We start from the raw sequence: 25,324 nt of genomic DNA, 5'->3' as shown, positions 1-25,324 counted from the left end.
AGCGACGTGACAGCTGAAACGATTATCCAGAGTCTTGCGAGCGGCCTGCTGATGGGGCTGCTCTACGGACTGATCGCCGTCGGCCTGGCGTTGATCTTTGGCCTGATGGACGTCGTCAACTTCGCCCATGGCGAATTCCTGATGCTGGCGATGTACGTGACGTTCTTCCTGTTCACGTTCTTCGCGATCGATCCGCTGCTGTCGGCGCCGCTGGCCGCTGCCGCCCTGTTCGTTCTGGGGGCGGCGGTCTACCTCGTGATCGTGAGGTTTGCGATGCGGGCCAAGGCCAATGTCGGCATGGTGCAGATCTTCGCGACCTTCGGCCTCGCGATAGTGATGCGCGGTCTGGCGCAGCTGTTCTTCACGGCCGACTATCGCAGCGTCCCCAACTCGTGGCTCGGCGGCAAGACGGTATCGGTCGCCGGGATCTTCCTGCCGCAGCCGCAGCTGTTCGGTGCGCTGGTCGCGATCGCCGCGTTCGGCGGGCTCTACCTCTTCATCAACCGCACCGATTTCGGCCGCGCGCTGGAAGCGACCCGCGAGGATCCCGGTGCGGTGGCCCTCGTCGGCATCGACAAGAACCGCGTGTTCGCGCTCGGCTGGGGCCTCGGCGGTGCGCTGGTCGGGCTTGCCGGCGCCATCATGGCGACCTTCTTCTACATCTATCCCGACGTCGGCGCGTCCTTTGCGCTGATCGCCTATGTCACGGTGGCGCTCGGCGGCTTCGGCAGCGTGTTCGGCGCCTTTGCCGGCGGTATCGTCGTCGGCCTGGTCGAAGCCACCACCGCGTTGATCCTGCCGCCATCGTTGAAGTCGGTCGGCATCTACGCGGTCTATCTGCTCGTCGTGTTCATTCGGCCGCGTGGCCTGTTCGGGTCGATGTGATGGACAAGCAATTCGTCGAGCGGCGCCGCCGCGACCTCATCACCGCCGCCGGTCTCGCCGCCGTCGCCGCGATCGTGCCGCTGTTCGTCAAGGACGTCTACGTCCAGAACATCATGGTGCTGACGCTGATGTACGCGGCGTTGTCGCAGAGCTGGAACATCCTGTCCGGCTATTGCGGACAGATATCGCTCGGACACGCGCTGTATTTCGGGCTCGGTGCCTACACCACCGCGCTGCTGTTCACGAAGTTCGGCGTGCTGCCCTGGTTCGGCATGATCGCCGGCGGGCTGATCTCGGCCGCAATCGCGATGGCGCTGGGCTATCCCTGCTTCCGCCTCGGCGGCCACTACTTTGCGATCGCCACCATCGTGATCGCCGAGATCGGATTGCTGCTGATCCAGAACTGGGATTGGGCGGGCGCGGCCCTCGGCATCGACATTCCCGTGCGCGGCGACAGCTGGCTGAAATTCCAGTTCACGCGCTCGAAGCTGCCATACTTCTACTTCGCGCTGGTGCTCGCCTGCGTCGCCTGGTTCGTCACCTGGTGGCTGGAAGATTCCAAATGGGGCTATTGGTGGCGCGCGGTGAAGGACAATCCGCAGGCGGCCGAGAGCCTCGGCGTCGTCGTGTTCAACTCGAAGATGGGCGCGGCGGCGGTCTCTGCCTTCCTGGTCGCGGTCGGCGGCAGCTTCTATGCGCAGTTCGTTTCCTACATCGATCCCGGAAGCGTCATGGGGTTCCAGTTCTCGCTCTTGATGGCGTTGCCGGCAGTGCTGGGCGGCATCGGCACGCTGTGGGGGCCGATGCTCGGCGCCGTTATCCTGATCCCGATCACCGAGCTGACGCGCTCCTATATCGGCGGCTCCGGCCGCGGCGTCGACTTGATCGTCTATGGCGCGCTGATCGTCCTGATCGCACTCGCGCGGCCGGAGGGTCTGGTCGGCCTGTTCTCGCGCCGGCGCAAGGAGGCCACGCGATGACGGCGCTCCTGGAAACCCGCGGCGTCTGGCAGCGCTTCGGCGGCCTGATCGCCAACAGCGACGTCTCGATCTCGGTTGGCCGCGGCGAGATCGTCGGCCTGATCGGCCCGAACGGCGCCGGCAAGTCGACGCTGTTCAACCTGATCGCCGGCGTGTTGCCGCCAACCCAGGGCTCGATCATCTTCGACGGCGAGGATGTCACCAATCTGCCGGCGGCCGCGCGCTGTCAGCGCGGAATCGGGCGCACCTTCCAGGTGGTCAAGAGCTTCGAGACCATGACGGTCATCGACAACGTCATCGTCGGCGCTCTGGTGCGCAACACCGTGATGCGCGAGGCCCGCCGCAAGGCGCATGAGGTGCTGGAGTTCACTGGCCTGGCCGCGCGCGCCGACGTGCTCGCGAGCGACCTCGTGCCGGCCGAGAAGCGCCGCCTCGAAGTCGCGCGTGCGCTCGCGACCGAACCGAAGCTGTTGCTGCTCGACGAGGTCCTCACCGGCCTGACGCCGACCGAGGCGCAGACCGGCGTCGCGCTGGTGCGCAAGGTGCGCGAGACCGGCGTCACCGTGCTGATGGTCGAACACGTCATGGAAATCGTGATGCCGCTGGTCGACCGTGCCATCGTGCTCGACCTCGGCAAGGTGCTGGCCGAGGGCAAGCCCTCCGACGTCGTCCGCGATCCCAAGGTGATCAGCGCATATCTGGGAGATCGTCATGCTGTCGGTGCATGAAGTCACGACCGCCTATCAGGGCCTGGTTGCGATCTCCGCGATCTCGATCAATGTCGAGAAGGGCGAGATCGTCTGCGTTGCCGGCGCCAATGGCGCGGGCAAGTCGACGCTGCTGAAATCCATCGCCGGTGCCGAGCGTCCGCGCTCGGGCACGGTGACGTTCGACGGCAAGCGCCTCGACGGCATGGCGCAGCATCTCATCACCGCAACAGGCATCGCCTATGTGCCGGAGAACCGCCGTCTGTTCCCGCGGCTATCGGTGCGCGACAATCTGCGCCTCGGCAGCTACCTCTACCGCGGTGATGCGAATCGCGAAGGCCCGCTGGATCTCGTCTTCACGCTGTTCCCGCGGCTCCAGGAACGTTTGGAACAGCGCGCCGAGACGCTCTCCGGCGGCGAGCAGCAGATGCTCGCGATCGGCCGCGCGCTGATGACGCGCCCGCGGCTGTTGATGCTGGACGAGCCCTCGCAAGGAATCATGCCGAAGCTGGTCGACGAGATCTTCCAGGCGGTGAAGCGCATCCGCGACGCCGGCATGACCGTGCTGATCGTCGAGCAGCGCATGGCCGAGTGCCTCGAGATCGCCGACCGCGCCTACATCCTGCAGACCGGCCGCGTGCTGATGCAGGGCCCGTCCGCGGAAATCAAGGGCAATCCGGACGTCAGGAAGGCGTATCTCGGATTGTAGCCGCTCGCTACGATCCCTATCCCGATTGCTTCTTGTTCCGGTTCTTGCTTGCGCCGCGCAGCGTCGACGCGGGTGCCGAGGGTTGCCCGAAGCCATTCATCTGGATGCAAGAGAGCAGGTCGACATAGCTTTCGATGCCACCGGCGGTGGCCTCGGTGTAGCATTGGGTACGAATTGTCTCCGGCGTTGTCGTCCAGATGGACCCGAGCTGTTGCTGCGCGGTTTGCTCGTCGTTCATGCAGGCCTCGTAGGACTGCGGCTCGGTCAGCGACTTGTCGATTTCCTGAGTTGCCTTGCAGTTGACCTCGACCTTGAGATCGGGGACACGCGCGGACGTCTGGGCGTTCGCGGAAAGTGGCAAGACAATAAAGCAGGCGGCAGAGAGGAGGGCGCAGGATACTTTGAAATCCATGACAATTCTCCTGGCGATCGATGAAACAACTCCTTCAGTCAATTGCAGGGGGATCATGTGCCCGCGATCCCGCTGATGCAAATCAATTCCGGCAGTGTCAGACGGTGTCGTAGCCCGGATGAGCAAAGCGATATCCGGGCCGCTGGTCCCGCATATCGCTCCGCTCATCCGGGCTACGATCGTCTCGTTCCGCAATCTCTGCCGTCATCCTGAGGTGCGCGCTCTTCGCGCGCCTCGAAGGATGGGCCGCGAGCGCTTGTAGCCCATCCTTCGAGGCTTCACCTTGCGATGCGTTTGCATCGCAAGGCTCGCACCTCAGGATGACGGCGGAGTATGCGGCTAATGTCCGTGCTCGTGCCCGTGCTCCGGCAACGTCACCCCGAACACCTTCACCAGATCCTTCACCTGCTCCGGCGACAGATACCGCGGGTTCAGCCCGCGCAGCAGCAGGTAGAGCCTCGCCGTCTCCTCCAACTCTTCCGTGGCGAACACCGCGGCCTCCAGCGTGTCGCCGGCGACGACAGGGCCGTGATTGGCGAGCAGCACGGATGAATACTTCCCCGCCAGGCGCTTGATCGCGTCCGCCACCGCGGGGTCGCCCGGACGGTAATAGGGCACGAGCGCGGTGGCGCCGCACTTCATCAGGTAATAGGCTGTCATCGGCGGCAGCGCGGCGCGCGGGTCGATCTCGGGCAGCATCGAGAGCGCGACCGAATGGGTGGAGTGCAGATGGACGATCGCACGGGCACTGCCGCGCGTGTCGTAGAGCGCCGTGTGCAGCGGAACTTCCTTGGTCGGGGCATCGCCCGAAACCAGCCGGCCGGTTTCGTCCAGCCGCGACAGCTTTGCGGGATCGAGGAAGCCGAGCGAGGCGTTGGTCGGCGTCACCAGCCAGCCGCCGCCGTCCAGCCTGACGCTGATATTGCCGGAGGATCCCGGCGTCAGCCCGCGCTCGAACAGGGAGCGTCCGAAGCGGCAGATATCCTCACGCAGCCGTGTCTCGTTGCTCGTTTCAGTTCTCATGGCCGTCATGCCCGCTTGTCTCACGCTTTGGCAGCGCGGCCAAGCCGTGTTATTCGGTTGCCAAGCTGCCGCAAAGGGCGGCTATTCGGGAAACGTTCGCAAGGATCAGTTGCATATGTCCGCCTCCACGTCACAAAATCAGCGTATCGCCGTCGTCGGGCTCGGCTCGATGGGGTTTGGCATGGCGACCTCGCTGCAGCGCGCCGGCCACGCCGTCACCGGCTGTGACGTCTCGGCCGATGCGGTGGCGCGCTTCGTGAAGGACGGCGGCGCCGGCGCCAAGACGCCGGCCGAGGCGGCCAAGAGCGCCGACATCGTCGTCAGCGTCGTCGTCAATGCCGCCCAGACCGAGGCGATTCTGTTCGGCAAGGACGGGGCCGCCGAGACCATGCCGAAGGACAGCGTGTTCGTGTCCTCCGCCACCATGGATCCGGAGGTGGCGCGGCGCCTCGCCAAGCAGTTGGAGGCGACTGGCCGGCATTATCTGGATGCGCCGATCTCCGGCGGGGCGCAGCGCGCCGCGCAGGGTGAGTTGACGATCCTGGCCTCCGGCAGTGCCGCTGCTTTTGCGAAAGCGCGACCAGCGCTCGATGCCATGGCGGCAAAGCTCTACGAGCTTGGCGATGCCGCTGGCCAAGGTGCCGCCTTCAAGATGATCAACCAATTGCTGGCCGGCGTGCACATCGCCGCCGCCAGCGAAGCGATGGCGTTCGCGGCCAAGCAGGGGCTCGACATCCGCAAGGTCTATGAGGTGATCACCGCCTCTGCCGGCAATTCCTGGATGTTCGAGAACCGCATGCCGCACGTGCTCGACGGTGATTACACGCCGCGCAGCGCCGTTGAGATCTTCGTCAAGGACCTCGGCATCATCCAGGACATGGCGCGCAGCGCCAGATTCCCGGTGCCGGTCTCGGCCGCCGCCCTCCAGATGTTCCTGATGACGGCGGCCGCCGGCATGGGCCGCGATGACGACGCGTCGGTCGCGCGCATGTATGCGCAGGTCACCGGCGTCAAGCTGCCCGGCGACAAGTAACAAGAGGATCTGCAATGCCCCGTTTCGCCGCCAACCTCTCGATGATGTTCACCGAGGTTCCGTTCCTCGACCGCTTCGATGCCGCCGCCCAGGCGGGCTTCACCGCCGTCGAGTTTCTCTTTCCCTACGAGCATCCGGTGGAGGCTGTCGGCGAGCGTCTCAAGCGCAATGGCCTCACCCAGGCGCTGTTCAACCTGCCGCCGGGCGACTGGAATGCCGGCGAGAAAGGCTTTGCGGCGTTGCCGGCGCGCTTCAATGATCTCAAGGCGAGCCTGGAGACCGCGCTGCCTTATGCCAAGGCGACCGGCGTCAAGCGGCTGCACCTGATGGCCGGCATCGCCAATCGCGGCGAGCGGGTCGCGATCGAGGCGTTCTACAAGTCGGTGGCGTGGGCCGCTGAATTCTTCGCGCCGCACGGCATCGACATCGTGCTCGAGCCGATCAATGCCCGAAACGTGCCCGGCTACTTCCTCAACGATTTCGGCTTCGCGCGCGACCTGATCCAGGAACTGCGGCTGCCGAACCTGAAGCTCCAGTTCGACATCTATCACTGCCAGATCATCCACGGCGACGTCACCATGCGCCTGCGCGAGATGATGCCGATCATCGGCCACATCCAGATCGCCAGCATTCCCTCGCGCAACGAGCCCGACGGCGAGGAGCTGAACTATCCATTTCTGTTCGAAGAGCTCGACCGGCTCGGCTATGCCGGCTTCGTCGGCTGCGAATACAATCCGCGCGGCAAGACCACCGATGGTCTTGCCTGGTTCAAGCCCTATGCGGGAGTGAAGCCGTGACCCTTGCATTGGGCTGCATCGCCGACGACTACACCGGCGCCTCCGATCTCGCCAACACGCTGACGCGCGCGGGCCTGCGCACGGTGCAGACCATCGGCGTACCTGCCGACGATCTGGCGCTGCCCGAGGTCGATGCCGTCGTGGTGTCCTTGAAGAGCCGATCGATCGAGGCCGGCCTTGCCGTTTCGCGCTCGCGCGCAGCGGACAAATGGCTGCGCGGCCGCGGCGCGAGCCACGTGCTGTTCAAGATCTGCTCGACCTTCGATTCCACCGACGCCGGCAATATCGGCCCCGTCATGGACGCGCTGCGCGCCGACTGCGGCGAGGCGAACGTGCTGGTGACGCCGGCCTTTCCGGAGACCGGCCGCACCGTCTACCAGGGCAATCTGTTCGTCGGCGCGGTGCCGCTGAACGAGAGCCCGCTGAAGGACCATCCGCTCAACCCGATGCATGATTCCAACCTGGTGCGCGTGCTGGCGCACCAGAGCAGGACGCAAATCGGCCTCATCGATCTCGCCACCGTCACGCGCGGGGCGGACGCCGTGCGGGCGCGGCTGGCCGAGCTCGCCGCCAAGGGTATCGGCGCTGCGATCATCGACGCTGTCTTCGACCGCGACCTCGAGACCATCGGTCTCGTCGCCGCCGAACATCGGCTGTCGGTCGGCGCCTCCGGCATCGGCCTCGGGCTGGCGCGGGCGCTGGTCTCGACCGGCAAGGTCAAGTCGGCTGCGGCGAGCACCGAAGCCAGCGCTGCGGTGGGCGGACCGGCGGCGTGTCTTGCCGGAAGCTGCTCGCAGGCGACGCTTCAGCAGATCGCGAATGCCGAGCGTGTCATGCCGGTGTTACATCTCGATCCGGACCGTATTCTTGCGGGAGCGGGGGAAGCGCAGCGTGCACTGGACTGGGCAAGGCCGCGACTGGCCGAAGGTCCGGTGCTGATCGCATCGAGCTCGACACCCGATCAGGTCGCCGCGCTTCAGGCGCGTCACGGTCGTGATGCGGCCGGGCACGCCATCGAGCAGACGATGGCCGACATTGCTGAAAGCCTTGTGCAATCAGGTGTCCGGCGTTTGGTCGTTGCCGGCGGCGAGACATCCGGTGCCGTGGTCGATCGGTTGAAGATTCCCGGATTTCTCGTAGGGGTAGAAATTGCCGCCGGCGTTCCGGTGCTGCGTGCGGTCGGTGCTGGCGGCGAGATGTTGCTCGCTCTGAAGTCCGGAAATTTCGGCGGCGCGGAGTTTTTCTCGGACGCGCTTAGGCTCATGCGCTGAGCGCAGGGCATTCTTAGCTGCCTGTTCATTTGTTTCGGGCTTTCGTACTTGTACGGAGTCGTAGTTAACATCTGCGCAGGTGCTCTGGTGTTGGATGTCGGTGCTGCTCCCTTTGGTTGATTCGTAAAACTTCCGGACGCGCCACCGCGCCAGCACAAAGAGACCCGATAATGCTCGCCACCATTTCCATCCGCGCCAAGATCATCAGTGTCGTGGCGTTCCTGCTGGTCGCGATGGCCGGCATGGGCCTGCTCGCTGTCATGAAAATGCGGTCGATGAACGCCAACACGGTCGACATCACCACGAGCTGGATGCCGAGCGTGCGAGTGCTGGGCGAGCTCCGGGCCTCGGTCATCACCTATCGCAGCGTGGTCCGCGAGCACATGCTGGCCGAGACCCTGGAAGAAAAGCTCGCGATGGAAAAAACTGCGGTCACCACCAGCGAGACCCTGGCCAAGGCCCGCCAGAGCTACGAGACCATGATCACCTCGCCGGAGGAGCGGGCGCTCTACACCGAATGGTCCAAGCTGTGGGACGATTACAAGAAGAGCGCCGACGAGGTCTTTGCGTTGTCGCGCAAAGAGGTGGGCAAGGTCCCGCACGAGGCGCATGAGCTGAACGTCAAGACCGCCAACAAGATCGGCATCCAGTCCGACGAAATCCTGCGCAAGGACATCGATCTCAACACCAGGGGTGGCGACCAGGCCGCCCGGGACGCGGACAGCAGCTATTCCTTCGCGTTCATGCTGCTCTCGATCATCCTCGGCGCCGCCATCATCGCCGGCGTCGGCGTCGGCTTCTATCTCGTCCACGACGTCTCCAGCGGCATCAACTCGATCACCTTGCCGATGCAGGCGCTGGGCAGGGGCGACCTCTCCGCCGAGGTCCCGCACCGCGGCGAGAAGACGGAGATCGGCGCCATGGCTGACGTGCTCCAGGTCTTCAAGGAAGCGCTGATCGCCAAGAAGGCTGCTGACGAGGCCGCCGCAGCCGACGCCGAAGCCAAGATCGAGCGCGGCCGCCGTGTCGACAACATCACCCGCGAATTCGAGACGATGATTGGCGAGATCGTCCAGACGGTGTCGTCGGCCTCGACCCAGCTCGAAGCTTCCGCCTCGACGCTGACCTCGACCGCCGACCGCTCCCAGCGGCTGGCGACCACGGTGGCCGGCGCGTCGGAGGAGGCCTCGACCAACGTGCAGTCCGTGGCCTCGGCCACGGAGGAGATGGCCTCGTCCGTGGGCGAAATCAGCCGTCAGGTGCAGGAATCGGCGCGGATGGCGGGCGATGCCGTCGGCCAGGCCCGGGCCACGACCGAGCGCGTCAGCGAGCTCTCCAAGGCGGCGTCCCGCATCGGTGACGTCGTCGAATTGATCAACACCATCGCCGGCCAGACCAACCTGCTGGCGCTGAACGCAACCATCGAGGCGGCGCGTGCGGGTGAAGCCGGCCGCGGCTTTGCCGTGGTCGCCTCCGAGGTGAAGGCGCTCGCCGAGCAGACCGCGAAGGCGACCGGCGAGATCGGCCAGCAGATCTCGGGCATCCAGGCGGCGACCAACGATTCGGTCGGCGCGATCAAGGAGATCTCCTCGACCATCGAGCGCCTGTCGGAAATCTCCTCGGCGATCGCGGCGGCCGTGGAAGAGCAGGGCGCGGCGACGCAGGAGATTGCCCGCAACGTCCAGCAGGCCGCCCACGGCACGCAGCAGGTTTCGTCCAACATCACCGACGTGCAGCGCGGCGCGACCGAGACCGGCACGGCCTCCTCGCAAGTGCTGTCGGCGGCGCAGATGCTGTCGAATGACTCGAACCGGCTGAAGAACGAGGTCAGCAAGTTCCTGACCAACGTCCGCGCGGCTTAAATCCTCGCGTGACCTGTTTATCGAACGACGAGCGGCGCCAAAGGCGCCGCTCGTTTTGTTTGACCTGTAGCATCATCGAAATCGGCATGTTCCTGAACTCGTCCGCGCCGCATGGGCCCGGCCGCATGGCTGCGATGCCAATTTCGCAGTGCGGTAGCAGGGAAGTGAATGCAGGATAGTGCCTGGTAATTAGCGTTTCCGGTGGTGCTCGGGTAAAGGGGAATGAGGATCCCCATGGGGGCGGACTCCGTATCCCTGCCTGACCTGGAATTGCCTGGCGCATGATTGCTCTGGTCCGTATTGCCCTGAGCCGGCCTTATACGTTTGTCGTGCTGGCGCTCCTGCTGCTGATCATCGGCCCGCTCGCAGCGCTGCGGACGCCGACCGACATCTTCCCGGACATCCGCATCCCCGTCATCGGCGTGGTCTGGCAGTACACCGGCCTGCCGCCGGACCAGATGTCCGGCCGCATCACCACGCCGTTCCAGCGCGCGCTGACGACGACCGTCAACGACATCGAGCACATCACGGCCAATTCCTATAATGGCTTCGGCATCATCAAGATCTTCTTCCAGCCGAACGTCGACATCCGCACCGCCAACGCGCAGGTCACAGCGATCTCGCAGACGCTGCTCAAGCAGATGCCGCCGGGCGCAACGCCGCCCCTGATCCTGAACTACTCGGCTTCAACCGTGCCGATCATCCAGGTGGCGCTGTCGGGCGACGGCCTCACCGAGCAGAACCTCGCCGACATCGGCATCAACCAGCTGCGCACGCCGCTGGTCACCGTGCCCGGCGCGGCGATCCCCTATCCGTTCGGCGGCAAGCAACGCCAGGTCCAGATCGATCTCGATCCGACTGCGCTCCAGGCCCGCGGGCTATCGGGCCAGGACGTCGCCAATGCGCTCGCCGCCCAGAACCTGATCACGCCGGTCGGTACCCAGAAAATCGGCCAGTTCGAATACAACATCCAGCTCAACAACTCGCCGCTGAAGATCGACGAGCTCGGCAACCTCCCGATCAAAACCGTCAACGGCGCCATGGTCTATGTGCGCGACGTCGCGACCGTGCGCGACGGCAATCCGCCGCAGACCAACATCGTCCATGTCGACGGCAACCGCTCGGTGCTGATGATGGTGCTGAAGGCGGGCGCGACCTCGACGCTCGATATCATCGCCGGCATCAAGCAGAAGGTGATCGAGGTCAAGGACCAGCTCCCGGACGCCCTGAAGATCGGCTTCATCGGCGACCAGTCGGTATTCGTCCGCGGTGCGATCGAGGGCGTCGCCTTCGAGGGCGTGATCGCGGCATTGCTGACCAGCGTCATGATCCTCCTGTTCCTCGGCAGCTGGCGCTCGACCATCATCATCGCGGTGTCGATCCCGCTCTCGGTGCTGGGCGCCATCATCATGCTGTCGGCGATCGGCGAGACGCTGAACATCATGACGCTCGGCGGTCTCGCGCTCGCGGTCGGCATCCTCGTCGATGACGCCACCGTGACGATCGAGAACATCAACTACCATCTGGAACAGGGCAAGCCGGTCGAGCAGTCCATCCTCGACGGCGCCAACCAGATCGTGACGCCGGCCTTCGTCTCGCTGCTCTGCATCTGCATCGTGTTCGTGCCGATGTTCTTCCTCACCGGCGTCGCGCGCTTCCTGTTCGTGCCGATGGCGGAAGCTGTGATGTTCGCGATGATCTGGTCGTTCATCCTGTCGCGCACGCTGGTGCCGACCATGGCGAACTATCTGCTCAAGGCGCATGTCCATCACGAGGGCGCCCCGCCGAGGTCGCGCAATCCCTTCGTTTGGTTCCAGCGCGGCTTCGAGAAACGCTTCGAGCGCATTCGCGGCGGCTACCACGATTTCCTCGGCCTGGCGCTGGCGCATCGCACCGTGTTCGTGATCGGCTTTATCTGCGTGGTCGGCGCGTCCTTCGCGCTGGTGCCGTTCCTCGGTCGCAACTTCTTCCCCGCGGTCGATGCCGGCAACATCCTGATGCATGTGCGCACGCAAGTAGGCACCCGCGTCGAGGAGACCGCCAACCAGCTCGCCGACGTGCAGAAGGCGGTGCGCAAGCTGATCCCGGGCGAGATCGAGACCATGACCGACAACATCGGCATGCCGATCTCCGGCATCAACATGACCTACAACAACACCGGCGTGATCGGCCCGCAGGACGGCGACATCCAGATCAAGCTGAAGGAAGGCCACAAGCCGACCGAAGAGCACGTGAAGGTGCTGCGCGAGCAACTGCCGCGCCTGTTCCCCGGCGTCAGCTTCGCGTTCCTGCCGGCCGACATCGTCAGCCAGATCCTGAATTTCGGCGCGCCGGCGCCGATCGATCTGCAGATCCGCGGCGCCAATATCAGCGCCAACTTTGCTTACGCCAATAGCCTGCTGGCGGAGGTCCGGCGCATTCCGGGCGTGGCCGATGCGCGCATCCAGCAATCGCCGAGCAATCCGACCTTCAACATCGACGTCGACCGCACCCGCGCCCAATATGTCGGCCTGACCGAGCGCGACGTCACCAACAGCCTCGTGGTCAATCTCGCCGGCTCGTCGCAGGTCGCGCCGACCTATTATCTCAATCCTGACAACGGCGTGTCCTACTCGATCGTGATGCAGACGCCGCAATACCAGATCGACTCGCTCAGCGCGCTGCAGACCCTGCCGATCACCGCCGCCGGCAATGCGCAGTCGCCGATCCTGGGCGGCATCGCCGACATCAAACGCTCGACCTCGAGCGCAGTGGTCTCGCAATACGACATCCAGTCGATGGTGCAGATCTTTGCGACGACCTCGGGCCGCGATCTCGGCGCGGTCGCCGCCGACATCCGGAGGGTGATCGCCGACACAGCGAAAGAGGTGCCGAAGGGTTCTTCCGTGGTGCTGCTCGGCCAGGTGCAGACCATGAACAGCGCCTTCACCGGCCTCTTGTTCGGCCTGCTCGGGGCCGTCGTGCTGATCTACTTCCTGATCGTGGTGAACTTCCAGTCCTGGTCCGATCCGTTCGTGATCATCACGGCGCTGCCGGCCGCGCTCGCCGGCATCGTCTGGATGCTGTTCGCGACGGAGACCACGCTGTCGGTGCCGGCGCTCACCGGCGCGATCATGTGCATGGGCGTTGCCACCGCCAACAGCGTGCTCGTGATCTCCTTTGCGCGCGAGCGCTACGAGGAGCTCGGCGATCCCGTCGCCGCGGCGCTCGAAGCCGGCTTCGTCCGGTTCCGCCCCGTCCTGATGACCGCGCTCGCCATGATCATCGGCATGGCGCCGATGGCCCTGGGGCTGGGCGAGGGCGGCGAGCAGAATGCGCCGCTCGGCCGCGCCGTGATCGGCGGCCTGATCTTTGCAACCTTCGCCACGCTGATGTTCGTTCCCGTGGTGTTCAGCATGGTCCATAAGAAACAAGGCGCCAAAGCCGCCGCCTCATTGGAGACTCCGCATGTCGCCCACTGAATCCCGCTCGGCGGTGTCGCACCGGAAACTGGGCGTTGTCGGCGTGGTGGCGCTGATTGCGGCAGGCCTTGTCGTCGGCACCGGTATCCGCGCCCGCGAGGAGCAGGGCAGCAAGCTGAAGGAATGGACCGATGATCAGGCCGTTCCCAGCGTCGCGGTGACCCTGCCGAATGCCAAGGCCCTCAACGCCACCATCGATCTGCCGGGACGGCTGGAAGCCTATTATCGCGCGCCGATCTTCGCCCGCGTGAGCGGCTATCTCAAAGGCTGGAGCGCCGACATGGGCGCCCGCGTCAAGGCCGGGCAGGTGATCGCCGAGATCGAGGCGCCCGACCTCGACCAGCAGCTGTTGCAGGCCCGCGCCGACCTCGCCAGCCAGCAGGCCAGCGCCAGGCTGTCGGAGGCGACGCTGAACCGCCGCAAGACGCTGGTCGCCTCCAACTTCGTCTCCGCGCAGGAAATCGACGAACGCACCGCCGATCTCTCCAACAAGAACGCCGCCGTCAATTCGGGCAAGGCCAATGTCGAGCGGCTGGAAGCGCTGGCCGGCTACAAGAAGATCACCGCGCCGTTCGACGGCGTCGTCACCGCGCGCGACACCGACGTCGGCGCGCTGATCAATGCCGGCGGCGGCTCGGGCCCGGCGATGTTCGTGATCTCCGACATCACCAAGCTGCGCGTCTACGTCAACGTGCCCCAGAACTACGTGCCGGCGATCAAGATCGGCGCCAAGGCCACCATCACGCTGCCGGAGTACCCAAACCGAAACTTCCAGGCGACGGTGGAGGCTTCCTCGCAGGCCGTCGACGTCGCCTCCGGCACCACGCGCATGCAGCTCGGGCTCGACAATTCGAGCGGCGAGTTGATGCCCGGCGGTTATGCCAGCGTGAAGCTGAACCTGCAGCGCGACGCCGCCCCGCTCAGCATTCCCGCGAGTGCCCTGATCTTCAACGGCAGCGGCCTACGTGTCGCAACGGTTGGGGCGGACGACAAGGTGCTGTTCAAGACCGTGACCATCGCCCGCGATCTCGGCCGCGAGATCGAGCTCGCCTCAGGCATTGCAGCGGATGACCGCGTCATCACCGCGCCGCCGGACGGTCTTGCGGATGGCGATGCGGTGCGCGTCGTCGGCGCCAAGGGCAAGCCGGCGACGGCGTCGGAGAAGCAGCCGCCGAAGAGCTAGGGCGCTTTTGTAGGGTGGGTTAGCCTTGCGACTGCGCAAAGCGCAGTTCGCATGGCGTAACCCACCACTTCTGTCTCCGCGGATACGAACAGTGGTGGGTTACGCCTTCGGCTAACCCACCCTACGAAGCTACGCCACCCGCCACTCCGGCACGCCATCGGCGGCCATCGTGATCTCACCGAGCGAGCCGACCGGCGTGCGATCCATGTTCAGCAAATGCCCTAGCGTCGCGCCATCGCTGGCCGGGACGCGCGCCAGCGTACGCCGATCATCCGCAGTGCGCAGCATCACCACGCCGTGCTCGACATCGCCGCCTCGGCCGTAGAGCACCGTGAAGCTCTCGACCTTGCCGTTGCCCGAGGCTTCCGTCACGAACTCCGGCGCCGCGCGCCTGTTGCGATCGGCCTCGCCTTGCACGCTCGTCTCCTGCGCCAGCGCCTCGCGCGTCGGCGTCTTCGAGACCACCAGCGCGTGATGCTTGGTGACGAAGCCGCCCTGGCCGTAGAGCAGGCCGAGTTTTGCACCATCGCGCACACGCCGCACCATCGCGCAGGCCGCATGCGTCATGTAGGTGTTGAGCGGCGCGCCGAAGAAGGTGAGACCGCCGGTCACGGTCGGCTGCACGTCGGCACCCAGGCCCAGCGTCCGCCGCGCCATCTTGGGCACGCAGGGGAAGCAGCTGTAGAGCTCGATCGCGTCGAATTTCTTGCCGTCGCCCCCGGCGAGGTCCGTCACCGCTTTCAGCACCGCATTCTGCGGATGGCTCTCGTAGAACTGGTCGCGCAGCAGGTAGTCGCGCGGCTCCTCCGCCGAGGCGCCGCCGAGCGGATAGACCAATTTGTCCTCGGCAATGCCCGCTGCGCGCGCCTTGGCGAGGCTCGTCAGCAGCAGCGCGCTGCCCATGTTGACGCTGGGGTTGGCGACCATCAGCTTGTTGTAGGGCCATGCGATCAGCCGGTTGTCCGCCGTCGGCGTCGTGATCTCCTCAGGCGTATAGCGCCGCTTCAGCCAGGCATTGGGATTCTGTGCGGCGGCTTCCGAATAGCGCGACCACAGCGTTCCCGATTCCGCCATCGCCTCGCGCGGCGTCTGGCCCCAATGGGCGGAGGAGGCGGCTTCATAGAACGGATAGACCGTGACGGGCCGGAACACGCCGAGCTTTACCGCCAGCGGCTTCTGGAATGCCGCGCCGCGCTTGGGCTCCTCGACGTCATGCGCGAACGGCGTCCATGGCAGCTTTGCCCCGGCGCGCTCCGCCTTGGTCGCGGTCGACTGCGCCTCCGCGCCGCAGATCGCGGCGACGGTGCATTCGCCGCGCGCGATGCGCTTGGCCGCCTCATGGATGTAGCGGACCGGGCTCTCGCCGCCGACCGGGCCGTAATAGCAATGCGCGGGCGCGATGCCGAGGCGCTCAGCCAAAAGCTTTTCCGGATCGCGATAGCGCCAGCTCAGGAAGTTGACGACGTCGAGCGACTGCACCTCGCCGAGCAGCTTCGCGCCGGCATCCGCCTCGGCGCGCCGCAGCGCCTGCTCGAGCAGATCCAGCGGCTCGAGCCCCTCGGTGATCTCCTTCGGGCGGTCGACGATCTCGCCGATGCCGACGATGACGGGGATGCGGTCTTCGGGATTCTTGGTCTTGTCTGTCATGCTTCAATTCACGATGTCAGTTGTTTCGTCATTGCGAGCGCAGCGAAGCAATCCAGGATCTTTCCACAAAGGCAGTCTGGATTGCTTCGCTGCGCTCGCAATGACGAGAGGGCCATCACTCCGCCACCAGCGCATTCATGTGCTCGACGGCTTCGGCAAAATCTTCCTTGAACTCCTGCACCACCGCGCCCGCCGACTTCACGCTGTCGATCAACCCGACGCCCTGGCCGACGAAGTAGCTGACGAGGTCGCGCGCCTTGGCGTTGCCGCTTGCGGCCGCGCGATCGATCGCGTTGAAGGCGTCGCGGCTGACGATGCTTTGCAGCGGCATCGGCAGCGCGCCGGGGCTCTCCGGCGCGCGGTCCCAGGCATCGGTCCAGACGGAACGGAGCTGCCGTGCCGGCTTGCCGGTGCGTCCCTTCGAGCGCACCGCGTCACGCGAGGACGCTGCGATCATCTTCTCGCGGAAGATCTCCGTGGTCTCCGCCTCCACCGTCGCAAGCCACACCGAACCGGTCCAGGCGCCGGCCGCGCCCATCGCCATGCAGGCCGCCATCTGCCGCCCCGTCATGATGCCGCCGGCCGCCAGCACCGGCACGTCGCGGATGGGCTTGATCGCCTTGATCACCTCCGGCACCAGCACCATGGTCGAGACCTCGCCGCAATGGCCGCCGGCTTCGGTGCCCTGCACCACGAGGATGTCGACGCCGGCCGCGACCTGGCGCAGCGCGTGCTCCTTGGCGCCGACGAGCGCCGCCACCGGCACGCCGTGCGTCTTGCCCATCTCGATCATCGCCTTCGGCGGCACGCCCAGCGCATTGGCGATCAGGCGGATCGGATGATCGAAGGAGACCTCGAGCAGTTGAAGTGCGGTCTTCCCGTCGAACGGCTGCGGCTGATTGTCTGCCACGTCAGTGGTGGTCAGCTCGATATCGTATTTCTTCAGAAGATCGCGCGTGTAGTTGCGGTGCTCTTGCGGCACGCGCGCTTCCAGGCTCTTCCAGGTGACGTCCTTCTCGCCCGCCGTGGAGATGTTCTCGGGGATCAGCACGTCGATGCCGTAGGGCTTGCCGTCGACGTGGTCGTCGATCCATTTCAGCTCGCGTTCGAGCGTGTCGGGCGTGTGCACGGTGGCCCCTAACACGCCGAAGCCGCCGGCGCGGCTGACGGCGGCGACGACATCGCGGCAATGGCTGAAGGCGAGCAGCGGGAACTCGATGCCCAGCATGTCGCAGATCGGCGATTTCATGGCTCTCTCCCCGGCATCTTCGCGTTGGTGTTGTTGCTTTCGCTGCGAAGACCGTTCGACGCTAGCTCATCATTGCCTGCGATGCCATGCCGGATTCGGTCGCGCATCTTGCGTGCAGGCGCCGTGTGCCGGTTGAGCCATTCCGCTGCACAAAATAAGCAAGCCTGGCCCTGCCGATTTGCCTCTTGCGCTTCGGCATGCCCCGGAGAATGCTGGTGCACAACAACAGAAAACAACGAGGGAGCGCCAACCGATGTCGCCAACGCAGTCGAGTCCGTCCGAGGCCGCGGAGACCTACGATGTTGTCGTCGTCGGCGCGGGCTTTGCCGGCATGTACATGCTGTATCGCCTGCGCAGGCTCGGCCTCTCGGCGCGCGTCTACGAGCAGGGCAGTGGCGTCGGCGGCACCTGGTACTGGAACCGCTATCCCGGCGCGCGCTGCGATGTCGAGAGCATGCAATATTCCTACTCCTTCTCCGAGGAGCTCCAGCAGGAATGGGACTGGAGCGAGCGTTACGCGCCGCAAGCAGAGATCTTGAAATACGCCAACCATGTCGCCGACCGTTTCGATCTGCGCCGCGACATCCAGTTCGACACGCGCGTCGAACGCGCCGTGTTCGATGAGCGCGGCAAGCGCTGGTCGGTGACGATCTCCGACGGCAAAACGGTCGAAGCCAAATTCATCGTGCTCGCCACCGGCTGCCTTTCCAACGCGCGCAAGCCCGACATCAACGGCCTCGAAAACTTCAAGGGCCCCGTCTACCACACCGGCAACTGGCCGCATGAGCCCGTGGACTTCACCGGCCTGTGCGTCGGCCTGATCGGCACTGGATCGTCAGGCATCCAGTCCGCGCCCATCATCGCCGAGCAGGCGAAACATCTCACCGTATTTCAGCGCACCGCGAACTTCTCGATTCCCGCCCGCAACGCCGCGCTCTCCGCCGGGGACCGCGATGCGTTCCGCAAGAACTATCCGGAGATCCGCCGCTTCGCCCGCGAGGTCGCGCGCAACGGCATTTTTGCAGAGCAGCCCGATCGGGGCGCGCTCGACGACAGCGACGATACCAGGCGCGGCAAATACGAGAAGCGTTGGGAGCACGGCGGTCTCACCTTCATGTATGCCTACAACAATCTGGGCCTCGACCGAACTGCGAATGACACCGCCGCGGATTTCGTACGTGGCAAGATCGCGGAGATCGTCAAGGACCCGGCGGCCGCAAAGCTGCTGCAGCCGAACAGCCATCCGATCGGGACCAAGCGCATCTGTATCGACACGGATTATTTCGCCACCTTCAACCGGCCGAACGTCTCGCTGGTCGACATCAAGACAACGCCGATCGAGGAGATCACCGCGCATGCGGTTCGCGTCGCGGGGAAGGATCACGAGGTCGACGCGCTGGTGCTGGCCACCGGCTTCGATGCCATGACCGGATCGGTTGCGAAGATCGACATTCGCGGCCGGGAGGGTTGGACCTTGAACCAGAAATGGGCGGAAGGCCCAAAGACCTATCTCGGGCTGATGAGCGCCGGCTTTCCAAACCTCTTCATCGTCACCGGGCCCGGCAGTCCGTCGGTGCTGTCGAACATGATCGTGTCGATCGAGCAGCATGTCGACTGGATCGCCGATTGCCTGACCAACATGCGCAAGCGCGGCCTTGCGACCATCGAAGCGGGCAGGGACGCGGAGGAAAAATGGGTCGCGCACGTCAACGAGGTGGCCCAGGGCACACTCTATCCGCGGGCCAATTCCTGGTACATGGGCGCCAACATCCCCGGCAAGCCGCGCATCTTCATGCCCTATATCGGCGGCGTCGGCACCTACCGGCGGATCTGCGACGAGGTCGCGGCGAAGGGGTATGAGGGATTTTTGCTGGGGCGGGCGGAGCAGGGACTGACTGCGGCCGCGTTTTGAGCCCGGCTCTTTCGGCCGTCATTCCGGGGCGTCGCGGAGCGGCGAGCCCGGAATCCATTTCTCCGAGCATTCATGAGGCCTGATGGATTCCGGGGTCACCCTCCGGGTGCCCCCGGAATGACGTGGGGGAGAGGCGGGCCATTCCAAAACGGCGAGGGTCCTCGGCCATCCCTGCATTTCCGCGCCCTTGTCATCGGCCATCCCAGCGCTAATTAATGCAGGCGCATCTTTCCGCCGGAGCCCCGCATGACCGACGCCCCCGCCTACGAGCCGCCCAAAGTCTGGACCTGGAACAAGGAGAATGGCGGGCAGTTCGCCAGCATCAACCGCCCGATCGCCGGCCCCACCCACGACAAGGAGCTGCCGGTCGGCAAGCATCCGCTCCAGCTCTATTCGCTGGCGACCCCGAACGGGGTGAAGGTCACGGTGATGCTGGAGGAGCTGCTGGCGCTCGGCCACAAGGGCGCCGAATACGACGCCTGGCTGATCAGGATCGGCAATGGCGACCAGTTCGGCAGCGGCTTTGTCGACATCAACCCGAACTCGAAAATTCCCGCGCTGATGGATCGCTCCGGCCCGGAGCCGATCCGTGTGTTCGAGTCCGGCTCGATCCTGTTCTACCTCGCCGAGAAGTTCGGCGCCTTCCTGCCGAAGGACATCAAGACCCGCACCGAAGCGATGTCCTGGCTGTTCTGGCAGATGGGCAGCGCGCCCTATCTCGGCGGCGGCTTCGGCCATTTCTACGCCTATGCGCCGTTCAAGATTGAATATGCCATCGACCGCTTCGCCATGGAGACCAAGCGCCAGCTCGACGTGCTCGACCGTCGCCTTGCCGACAACGAATATCTCGCAGGCAACGAGTACACCATCGCCGATATCGCGGTGTGGCCCTGGTACGGCGCGCTCGCCAAGGGGCTGGTCTACGGCGCCGGCGAATTCCTCTCCGTGCAGGACTACAAGCACGTGCAGCGCTGGACCGACCAGATCGCCAAGCGTCCGGCCGTGAAGCGCGGCCGCATGGTCAACCGCGTCTCCGGCGATCCCGCCAGCCAGCTCCACGAGCGCCACGACGCCGGCGATTTCGAGACGAAGACGCAGGACAAGCTCGAGGCCGCGACGTAGGGCGGTTGCTTCTTCACCTCTCCCCGCTTGCGGGGAGAGGTCGGAATTGAAACTGCGGATTCCGGGTGAGGGGGTACAGATCTCACTGCGATCTCAGTCTCGTAGGGTGGGCAAAGCGAAGCGTGCCCACCACGTCTTGCGCCGGCCGCAGCTGGTGGGCACGGCGCGCGAAGTGCGCGCCTTTGCCCACCCTACGGCTCTTCCCGAGCGGGGAGAGGCGACGCGTTACGCCATGCTCAGTTCGTGCCGTCCCACCACCATCCAGTGCACCTCGTCCGGACCGTCGGCAAAACGCAGGTGTCGCACGTCCTGATACATCTCCGCGAGCGGGGTCCAGTGCGAGATGCCGGTGGCGCCGTGCATCTGGATTGCCTGATCGATGATCTTGCAGGCACGCTCGGGCACCATGGCCTTGACCATGGAGACCCAGACGCGGGCCTCCTTGTTGCCGAGCACGTCCATCGCCTTGGCGGCCTTCAGCACCATCAGCCGCATCGCCTCGATCTCGCAGCGCGCCTGCGCGATGATCTGCATGTTGCCGCCGAGATGGGCGATCTTCTTGCCGAAGGCTTCGCGGGTGAGGCCACGCTGCACCATCAGATCCAGCGCCTTCTCGGCCTTTCCGATGGTGCGCATGCAGTGATGGATGCGGCCCGGACCGAGGCGCAGCTGCGAGATCTCGAAACCGCGGCCTTCGCCGAGCAGCATGTTCTCCTTTGGCACGCGCACATTGTTGAAGCGCATGTGCATGTGACCGCGCGGGGCGTGATCCTGGCCGAACACGTACATGGGGCCGAGCACCTCGACGCCGGGCGTGTCGCGCGGCACCAGGATCTGCGACTGCTGCTTGCTCGGCGCTGCGTCCGGATTGGTCTTCACCATCACGATGAGGATCTTGCAGCGGGGATCGCCGAGACCGGAGATGTAATACTTCTCGCCGTTGATGACCCATTCGTCGCCGACGAGCTTGGCCGTGGTCGAGATGTTCTTGGCGTCTGAGGAGGCGACGTTCGGCTCGGTCATGACATAGGCGGAGCGGATCTCGCCGTTGAGCAGCGGCTTCAGCCACTTCTCCTTCTGCTCCTTGGTGCCGACGCGCTCCAGCACCTCCATGTTGCCGGTGTCCGGCGCCGAGCAGTTCATGGTCTCGGAGGCCAGCGGGCTCTTGCCGAGCTCGACCGCGATATAGGCATAGTCGAGATTCTTCAGGCCCTGGCCGGTGTCGTCATCGGGCAGGAAGAAGTTCCAGAGGCCTTCCTGCTTGGCCTTGTTCTTGGCCTTCTCCAGCACCTCGAGCTGCTTCGGCGTGAAGCTCCAGCGATCCTCCTTGCCTTCGCCCGCCTTGGCGAATTCGATCGACATCGGCTCGACGGTGTCGCGGATGAACTTCTTGACGTGATCGTAGAGCGGTCGGACTTGGTCCGACATGCGCAGGTCGTTGAGCTCGTCGCCCGGATTGAGCGCGTAGTTGGTGATGCGGGGAATGTAGGTGTGTTTTGTCATTGGTCCTCCCGGGGGCGCTGAGTTCGCGTTGGCCGGCAGAATAGTCGTAGCGACGCCAAAGTGCGAGCGCGTATTTTTCACGTGGGGCCATTGCCACGCGATGGAATTTCGCGAGAGCGTTTGAAATGTTGTTTGAATGGGGGGCGGCGCGCAAGTGGGCTGGAGCGCCGTCCGATCCCCAGGACTCCGTCATTGCGAGCGCAGCGAAGCAATCCAGTATCTTTACCGCGGCGGCAGTCTGGATTGCTTCGTCGCAGGAGCTCCTCGCAATGACGAGGAGAGTCCGGTCGGTCTCAAGCCGGCATTCGGTGCATCGCGCAGATCTTGTTGCCGTCGAGGTCGCGCAAATAGGCGAGATAGAGCTTGTTCCCCGCGCCCTCGCGGATGCCGGGCGGATTTTCAATCGGCGTTCCGCCGGCGGCGATGCCGGCTGCGTGCCATTTGTCGACCTGCTCCGGCGAGTTGGCGGCAAAGCCGATGGTGCCGCCGTTCGCACAGGTCGCCGGCTCGCCGTTGATCGGCCTCGTCACCGAGAACACGCCGGTCTTGGTGAAGTAGAAGATGCGATGGCCGTCGACCTTGGCCGGCCGCACCTCGAGCGTGCTCAGCAGGCTGTCGTAGAACGCCTTGGCCTTGTCGAGATCGTTGGTGCCGATCATGATGTGCGAGAACATTTGCCCATTCCCCTCAGAGTTTGTAGCCCGGATGGAGCGCAGCGTAATCCGGGTCTTGCTTGCTTCTGGAAATCCCGGATTACGCTTCGCTCCATCCGGGCTACGGGCGTCAAAACGCCGTATATCCGCCGTCGATCACGAACGTGTCCGCGGTGTGATACGACGACGCCTTGCTCATCAGGTATACGGCGATGCCGCCGAAATCGGAGGCTTCCCCGAAGCGGCGCTGCGGAATCCGCGGCATCACGTTGGCGACGAATTTCTCGTTGGCCATGAGACCTGATGTCATGTCGCTCTTGATCCAGCCGGGCAGGATCGCATTCGCGGTAACGCCGTGGCGCGCCAGCTCGACGCCGAGCGCGCGCACCAGCGCGTTGATCGCGGCCTTGGTCGCGGCATAGTGCTCGTTGCGCGCGGTGCCGAAGATCGAGGCGAGGCTCGAGGTCGCAACCAGCCGGCCGAAGGGATCGCCGGCATTGGCGCGCTCGGTCATGTGTTTCGCGGCGGCCTGGAACGCGTGGAAGACGCCGTCGAGATTGGTCGCAAACATCGTGCGCCATTCCTCATCGGTGCGCTCGATGAAGGAGCGCCGGCCACCGCCGCCGATGCCGGCATTGGCGAAGCAGCCGTCGACCCGGCCGAAGGTGTCGAGCGTGGCCTTCATCGCGGCATTCACGGAAGCTGGATCGGTGACGTCGCAAACGCGGGTATCCACCTTGCCTGACAGCCCCGCCATGCTCGCGGCAGCAGCCTTGTTCTTGTCAGCATTGCGGCCCCAGATCGAGACGTTGCAGCCCTGACCGGCAAGCGCCTGTGCGATGCCGAGCCCGATGCCGCCATTGCCGCCGGTGATCACGGCGACGCGGCCGGAGAGGTCGAAAATGTTCATGGCGCGTTTCCTGGTCCTGGCGAGGTTTCTTGGCAAGGTTTCTTGGCAAGGTTTCTTGGCAAGGTTTCTTGGTATGGCGCGCGTCAGCCGGTGCGCGCAAGATCGTGCGATATGACGGTGGGGTATGCTTTCGTCACCATGGACAAGACCGCGCCAAAAATCAAATATGCGCCCCGGCAAAAAGTAATTCCGGTCTGCGAAACTGACGCAGGCCGCAACTGACGAGGAAACAATGCAGTTCAAACACGTCACGCTCGATTTCGATGGCTCGGTCGCGATCCTCAAGCTCGACCATCAGGAGGTGATGAACGCGGTCTCCATCGACATGCTCGGCGGGCTTGCCGAGGCGCTCGACACGATCGAGGAGAAGAAGGACGAGGTGCGCTGCATCGTGCTGACCGGCGCGGGCCGCGCCTTCTGCACCGGCGCGAATCTGCAGGGCCGCAACAACCAGTCGAAGAAGACCAAGGCCGGCCTGACACTGGAGACCGGCTTTCATCCCTTCCTGCGCCGCATCCGCAACCTGCACTGCCCGATCATCACGGCGGTCAATGGCCCGGCTGCCGGCGCCGGCATGAGCTTCGCGCTGCTCGGCGACATGATTCTGTGCGCGCGGTCCTCTTACTTTCTTCAAGCGTTCCGGCGCATCGGCCTCGTGCCTGATTGCGGCTCGACCTGGCTGCTGCCGCGCCTCATTGGCCGTGCCCGTTCGATCGAATTGTCGCTGATGGGCGAACGGCTGCCGGCCGAGAAGGCGCTGGAATGGGGCCTCGTCAACCGCGTCTATGACGACGGTGTGCTGATGGAGGAGGCGATGAAGCTCGCGCGCGATCTCGCCAGTGGCCCGACGGTGGCGCTGTCGCTGATCCGCAAGCTCTATTGGGACAGCCCGGAAAATTCCTTCGAGGACCAGCTCAACCTCGAATTCCAGTGCCAGCTCCGCGCCGGCGACACCCAGGACTTTCGCGAGGGCGTCGGCGCGTTTCTTGAGAAGCGTCCCGCGCAGTTCAAGGGCAAATGATCGAGACGGAGCTTTCCCGCAGCGTTCAGCGCTGGTGCAAGGGCGCGACCGGCGTCACCGGCGCGGCAAAACTCTCCGGCGGCGCCAGCCAGGAGACCTGGCGCTTCGACATCGTGCATCCCAAGGGGCCGATCGGCGCGATCCTGCGCCGCTCGCCGAAAGGCTATGGTGCCGCGCCGACGCGCGCGGCAGGCCTCGCCGCCGAAGCGCAGCTGATGCAGCTTGCCTTTGAAGCCGGTGTGCCGTCGCCGCGCGTGATGCATGTGCTGACGGCCGAGGACGATCTCGGCACCGGCTTCATCATGCAGCGGGTCGAGGGCGAGACCATCGCGCGCAAGATTCTTCGCGATGAGGAGTTTGCCGCGGCGCGGCCGCTGCTCGCACGGCAGATCGGCGGCATTCTCGCGGGCCTGCACAGGCTGCCGCAGGACAAATTGCCCGAGCTGCGCAGCCGCGGCGCGACCCAGGAGATCTCTGAGTTCGAGCGCGACTATCGCAGCCTGAATTGGCCAAAACCCGTGTTCGAGCTGGCGTTGCGCTGGCTGCGCGACCACGATCCCGGCCCCTCAGTCGAGACCACGCTGGTGCACGGCGATTTCCGCAACGGCAATCTCATCATCGGCGTCGACGGCGTCCGCGCCGTGCTCGACTGGGAGCTGGCCCATCTCGGCGACCCCATGGAGGATCTCGGCTGGGTCTGCGTCAACTCCTGGCGCTTCGGCGAGATCGACAAGCCCGTCGGCGGTTTTGGCTCACGCGAGGAGCTGTTCGCGGGCTACGAGGCGGCAGGCCGAAAAGTCGATCCCGCGCGCGTAAAGTTCTGGGAAGTGATGGGGACGCTGCGCTGGGGCATCATGTGCGGCGGCATGATGCAGCGGTTTCGCGAGGGTCCGGACCATTCCATGGAGCGCGCCATGATCGGCCGCCGCGCCTCCGAGACCGAGATCGATCTGTTGCGGCTCTTGGCGCCGCGCGGGAGTTGAC

General features: G+C 65.0%; 21 protein-coding genes. 14 read left to right on the top strand and 7 right to left on the bottom strand.

Annotation, left to right across the window (positions count from 1 at the left end):
* Positions 1–51: 51 nt before the first annotated feature.
* The 4 genes from QA649_RS32165 to QA649_RS32150 are packed head-to-tail and all read left to right on the top strand — an operon-like array spanning position 52 to position 3,281.
* The gene (locus QA649_RS32165) at positions 52–885 is read left to right on the top strand and encodes a branched-chain amino acid ABC transporter permease (protein WP_244635555.1); all 834 of its coding nucleotides are present in this window, start codon (positions 52–54) and stop codon (positions 883–885) included.
* Positions 885–1,865: a branched-chain amino acid ABC transporter permease gene (locus QA649_RS32160; protein WP_018648088.1), complete on the top strand. Its 981-nt coding sequence runs from the start codon at positions 885–887 to the stop codon at positions 1,863–1,865. Before QA649_RS32165 ends, QA649_RS32160 begins: the two co-directional genes overlap by 1 nt.
* Positions 1,862–2,593: an ABC transporter ATP-binding protein gene (locus QA649_RS32155; RefSeq protein ID WP_283020727.1), complete on the top strand. Its 732-nt coding sequence runs from the start codon at positions 1,862–1,864 to the stop codon at positions 2,591–2,593. The genes QA649_RS32160 and QA649_RS32155 overlap by 4 nt, the downstream gene beginning before the upstream one ends.
* Positions 2,577–3,281: an ABC transporter ATP-binding protein gene (locus QA649_RS32150; protein ID WP_283020726.1), complete on the top strand. Its 705-nt coding sequence runs from the start codon at positions 2,577–2,579 to the stop codon at positions 3,279–3,281. The genes QA649_RS32155 and QA649_RS32150 overlap by 17 nt, the downstream gene beginning before the upstream one ends.
* A gap of 16 nt (positions 3,282–3,297) precedes the next feature.
* Here QA649_RS32150 and QA649_RS32145 read toward each other — a convergent pair whose 3' ends face one another.
* Positions 3,298–3,693 carry a hypothetical protein gene (locus QA649_RS32145; RefSeq protein ID WP_283020725.1) on the bottom strand — a complete coding sequence of 132 codons (396 nt, stop codon included), beginning with the start codon at positions 3,691–3,693 and terminating at the stop codon, positions 3,298–3,300.
* Between the two features lie 339 nt (positions 3,694–4,032).
* A complete protein-coding gene (locus QA649_RS32140) occupies positions 4,033–4,725 on the bottom strand; it encodes an aldolase (RefSeq protein ID WP_283020724.1) in 693 nt (230 codons plus the stop codon).
* Between the two features lie 106 nt (positions 4,726–4,831).
* On the opposite strand from QA649_RS32140, the gene ltnD reads away from it, so the two are divergent.
* The 6 genes from ltnD (at position 4,832) to QA649_RS32110 (ending at position 14,323) form a co-directional block, all read left to right on the top strand.
* A complete protein-coding gene (ltnD, locus tag QA649_RS32135; protein WP_283020723.1) occupies positions 4,832–5,749 on the top strand; it encodes an L-threonate dehydrogenase in 918 nt (305 codons plus the stop codon).
* 14 nt (positions 5,750–5,763) lie between these two features.
* Positions 5,764–6,546: a 2-oxo-tetronate isomerase gene (otnI, locus tag QA649_RS32130; RefSeq protein WP_283020722.1), complete on the top strand. Its 783-nt coding sequence runs from the start codon at positions 5,764–5,766 to the stop codon at positions 6,544–6,546.
* Complete coding sequence (gene otnK, locus QA649_RS32125) at positions 6,543–7,817, top strand: 3-oxo-tetronate kinase (RefSeq protein WP_283020721.1); 1,275 nt, start codon at positions 6,543–6,545, stop codon at positions 7,815–7,817. The genes otnI and otnK overlap by 4 nt, the downstream gene beginning before the upstream one ends.
* A gap of 170 nt (positions 7,818–7,987) precedes the next feature.
* Positions 7,988–9,679, top strand: coding sequence for a methyl-accepting chemotaxis protein (locus QA649_RS32120; RefSeq protein WP_283020720.1), 1,692 nt, complete (start codon positions 7,988–7,990; stop codon positions 9,677–9,679).
* Between the two features lie 281 nt (positions 9,680–9,960).
* Complete coding sequence (locus tag QA649_RS32115; RefSeq protein ID WP_283020719.1) at positions 9,961–13,140, top strand: efflux RND transporter permease subunit; 3,180 nt, start codon at positions 9,961–9,963, stop codon at positions 13,138–13,140.
* On the top strand, positions 13,127–14,323 hold the full coding sequence (locus QA649_RS32110; RefSeq protein WP_283020718.1) for an efflux RND transporter periplasmic adaptor subunit: 1,197 nt from the start codon (positions 13,127–13,129) through the stop codon (positions 14,321–14,323). The genes QA649_RS32115 and QA649_RS32110 overlap by 14 nt, the downstream gene beginning before the upstream one ends.
* 129 nt (positions 14,324–14,452) lie before the next feature.
* Here the strand turns inward: QA649_RS32110 and QA649_RS32105 are convergent, their stop codons facing one another.
* On the bottom strand, positions 14,453–15,970 hold the full coding sequence (locus QA649_RS32105) for an acetyl-CoA acetyltransferase (RefSeq protein ID WP_283020717.1): 1,518 nt from the start codon (positions 15,968–15,970) through the stop codon (positions 14,453–14,455).
* Between the two features lie 115 nt (positions 15,971–16,085).
* Positions 16,086–17,219: a nitronate monooxygenase gene (locus QA649_RS32100; protein WP_283020716.1), complete on the bottom strand. Its 1,134-nt coding sequence runs from the start codon at positions 17,217–17,219 to the stop codon at positions 16,086–16,088.
* 253 nt (positions 17,220–17,472) lie between these two features.
* Between QA649_RS32100 and QA649_RS32095 the strand changes: the two genes are divergently transcribed.
* On the top strand, positions 17,473–19,131 hold the full coding sequence (locus QA649_RS32095) for an NAD(P)/FAD-dependent oxidoreductase (protein ID WP_283020715.1): 1,659 nt from the start codon (positions 17,473–17,475) through the stop codon (positions 19,129–19,131).
* 246 nt (positions 19,132–19,377) lie between these two features.
* Complete coding sequence (yghU, locus tag QA649_RS32090; RefSeq protein ID WP_283020714.1) at positions 19,378–20,253, top strand: glutathione-dependent disulfide-bond oxidoreductase; 876 nt, start codon at positions 19,378–19,380, stop codon at positions 20,251–20,253.
* Between the two features lie 225 nt (positions 20,254–20,478).
* On the opposite strand, the gene QA649_RS32085 is transcribed toward yghU, so the two are convergent.
* The 3 genes from QA649_RS32085 to QA649_RS32075 form a co-directional block, all read right to left on the bottom strand.
* A complete protein-coding gene (locus QA649_RS32085; RefSeq protein WP_283020713.1) occupies positions 20,479–21,756 on the bottom strand; it encodes an acyl-CoA dehydrogenase family protein in 1,278 nt (425 codons plus the stop codon).
* A 293-nt stretch (positions 21,757–22,049) separates the two neighbouring features.
* Positions 22,050–22,430, bottom strand: coding sequence for a VOC family protein (locus tag QA649_RS32080; protein ID WP_283020712.1), 381 nt, complete (start codon positions 22,428–22,430; stop codon positions 22,050–22,052).
* A 109-nt stretch (positions 22,431–22,539) separates the two neighbouring features.
* Positions 22,540–23,319: an SDR family oxidoreductase gene (locus QA649_RS32075; RefSeq protein ID WP_283020711.1), complete on the bottom strand. Its 780-nt coding sequence runs from the start codon at positions 23,317–23,319 to the stop codon at positions 22,540–22,542.
* A 232-nt stretch (positions 23,320–23,551) separates the two neighbouring features.
* On the opposite strand from QA649_RS32075, the gene QA649_RS32070 reads away from it, so the two are divergent.
* Complete coding sequence (locus QA649_RS32070) at positions 23,552–24,340, top strand: enoyl-CoA hydratase/isomerase (protein ID WP_283020710.1); 789 nt, start codon at positions 23,552–23,554, stop codon at positions 24,338–24,340.
* Complete coding sequence (locus QA649_RS32065) at positions 24,337–25,323, top strand: phosphotransferase family protein (protein WP_283020709.1); 987 nt, start codon at positions 24,337–24,339, stop codon at positions 25,321–25,323. The genes QA649_RS32070 and QA649_RS32065 overlap by 4 nt, the downstream gene beginning before the upstream one ends.
* Position 25,324 lies beyond the last annotated feature (1 nt).

This window comes from Bradyrhizobium sp. CB1717 (assembly GCF_029714325.1).
Taxonomy (GTDB): Bacteria; Pseudomonadota; Alphaproteobacteria; order Rhizobiales; family Xanthobacteraceae; genus Bradyrhizobium.
Note: the sequence above shows the minus strand (reverse complement) of the source record. Positions and strands in the feature narration are given on the sequence as shown.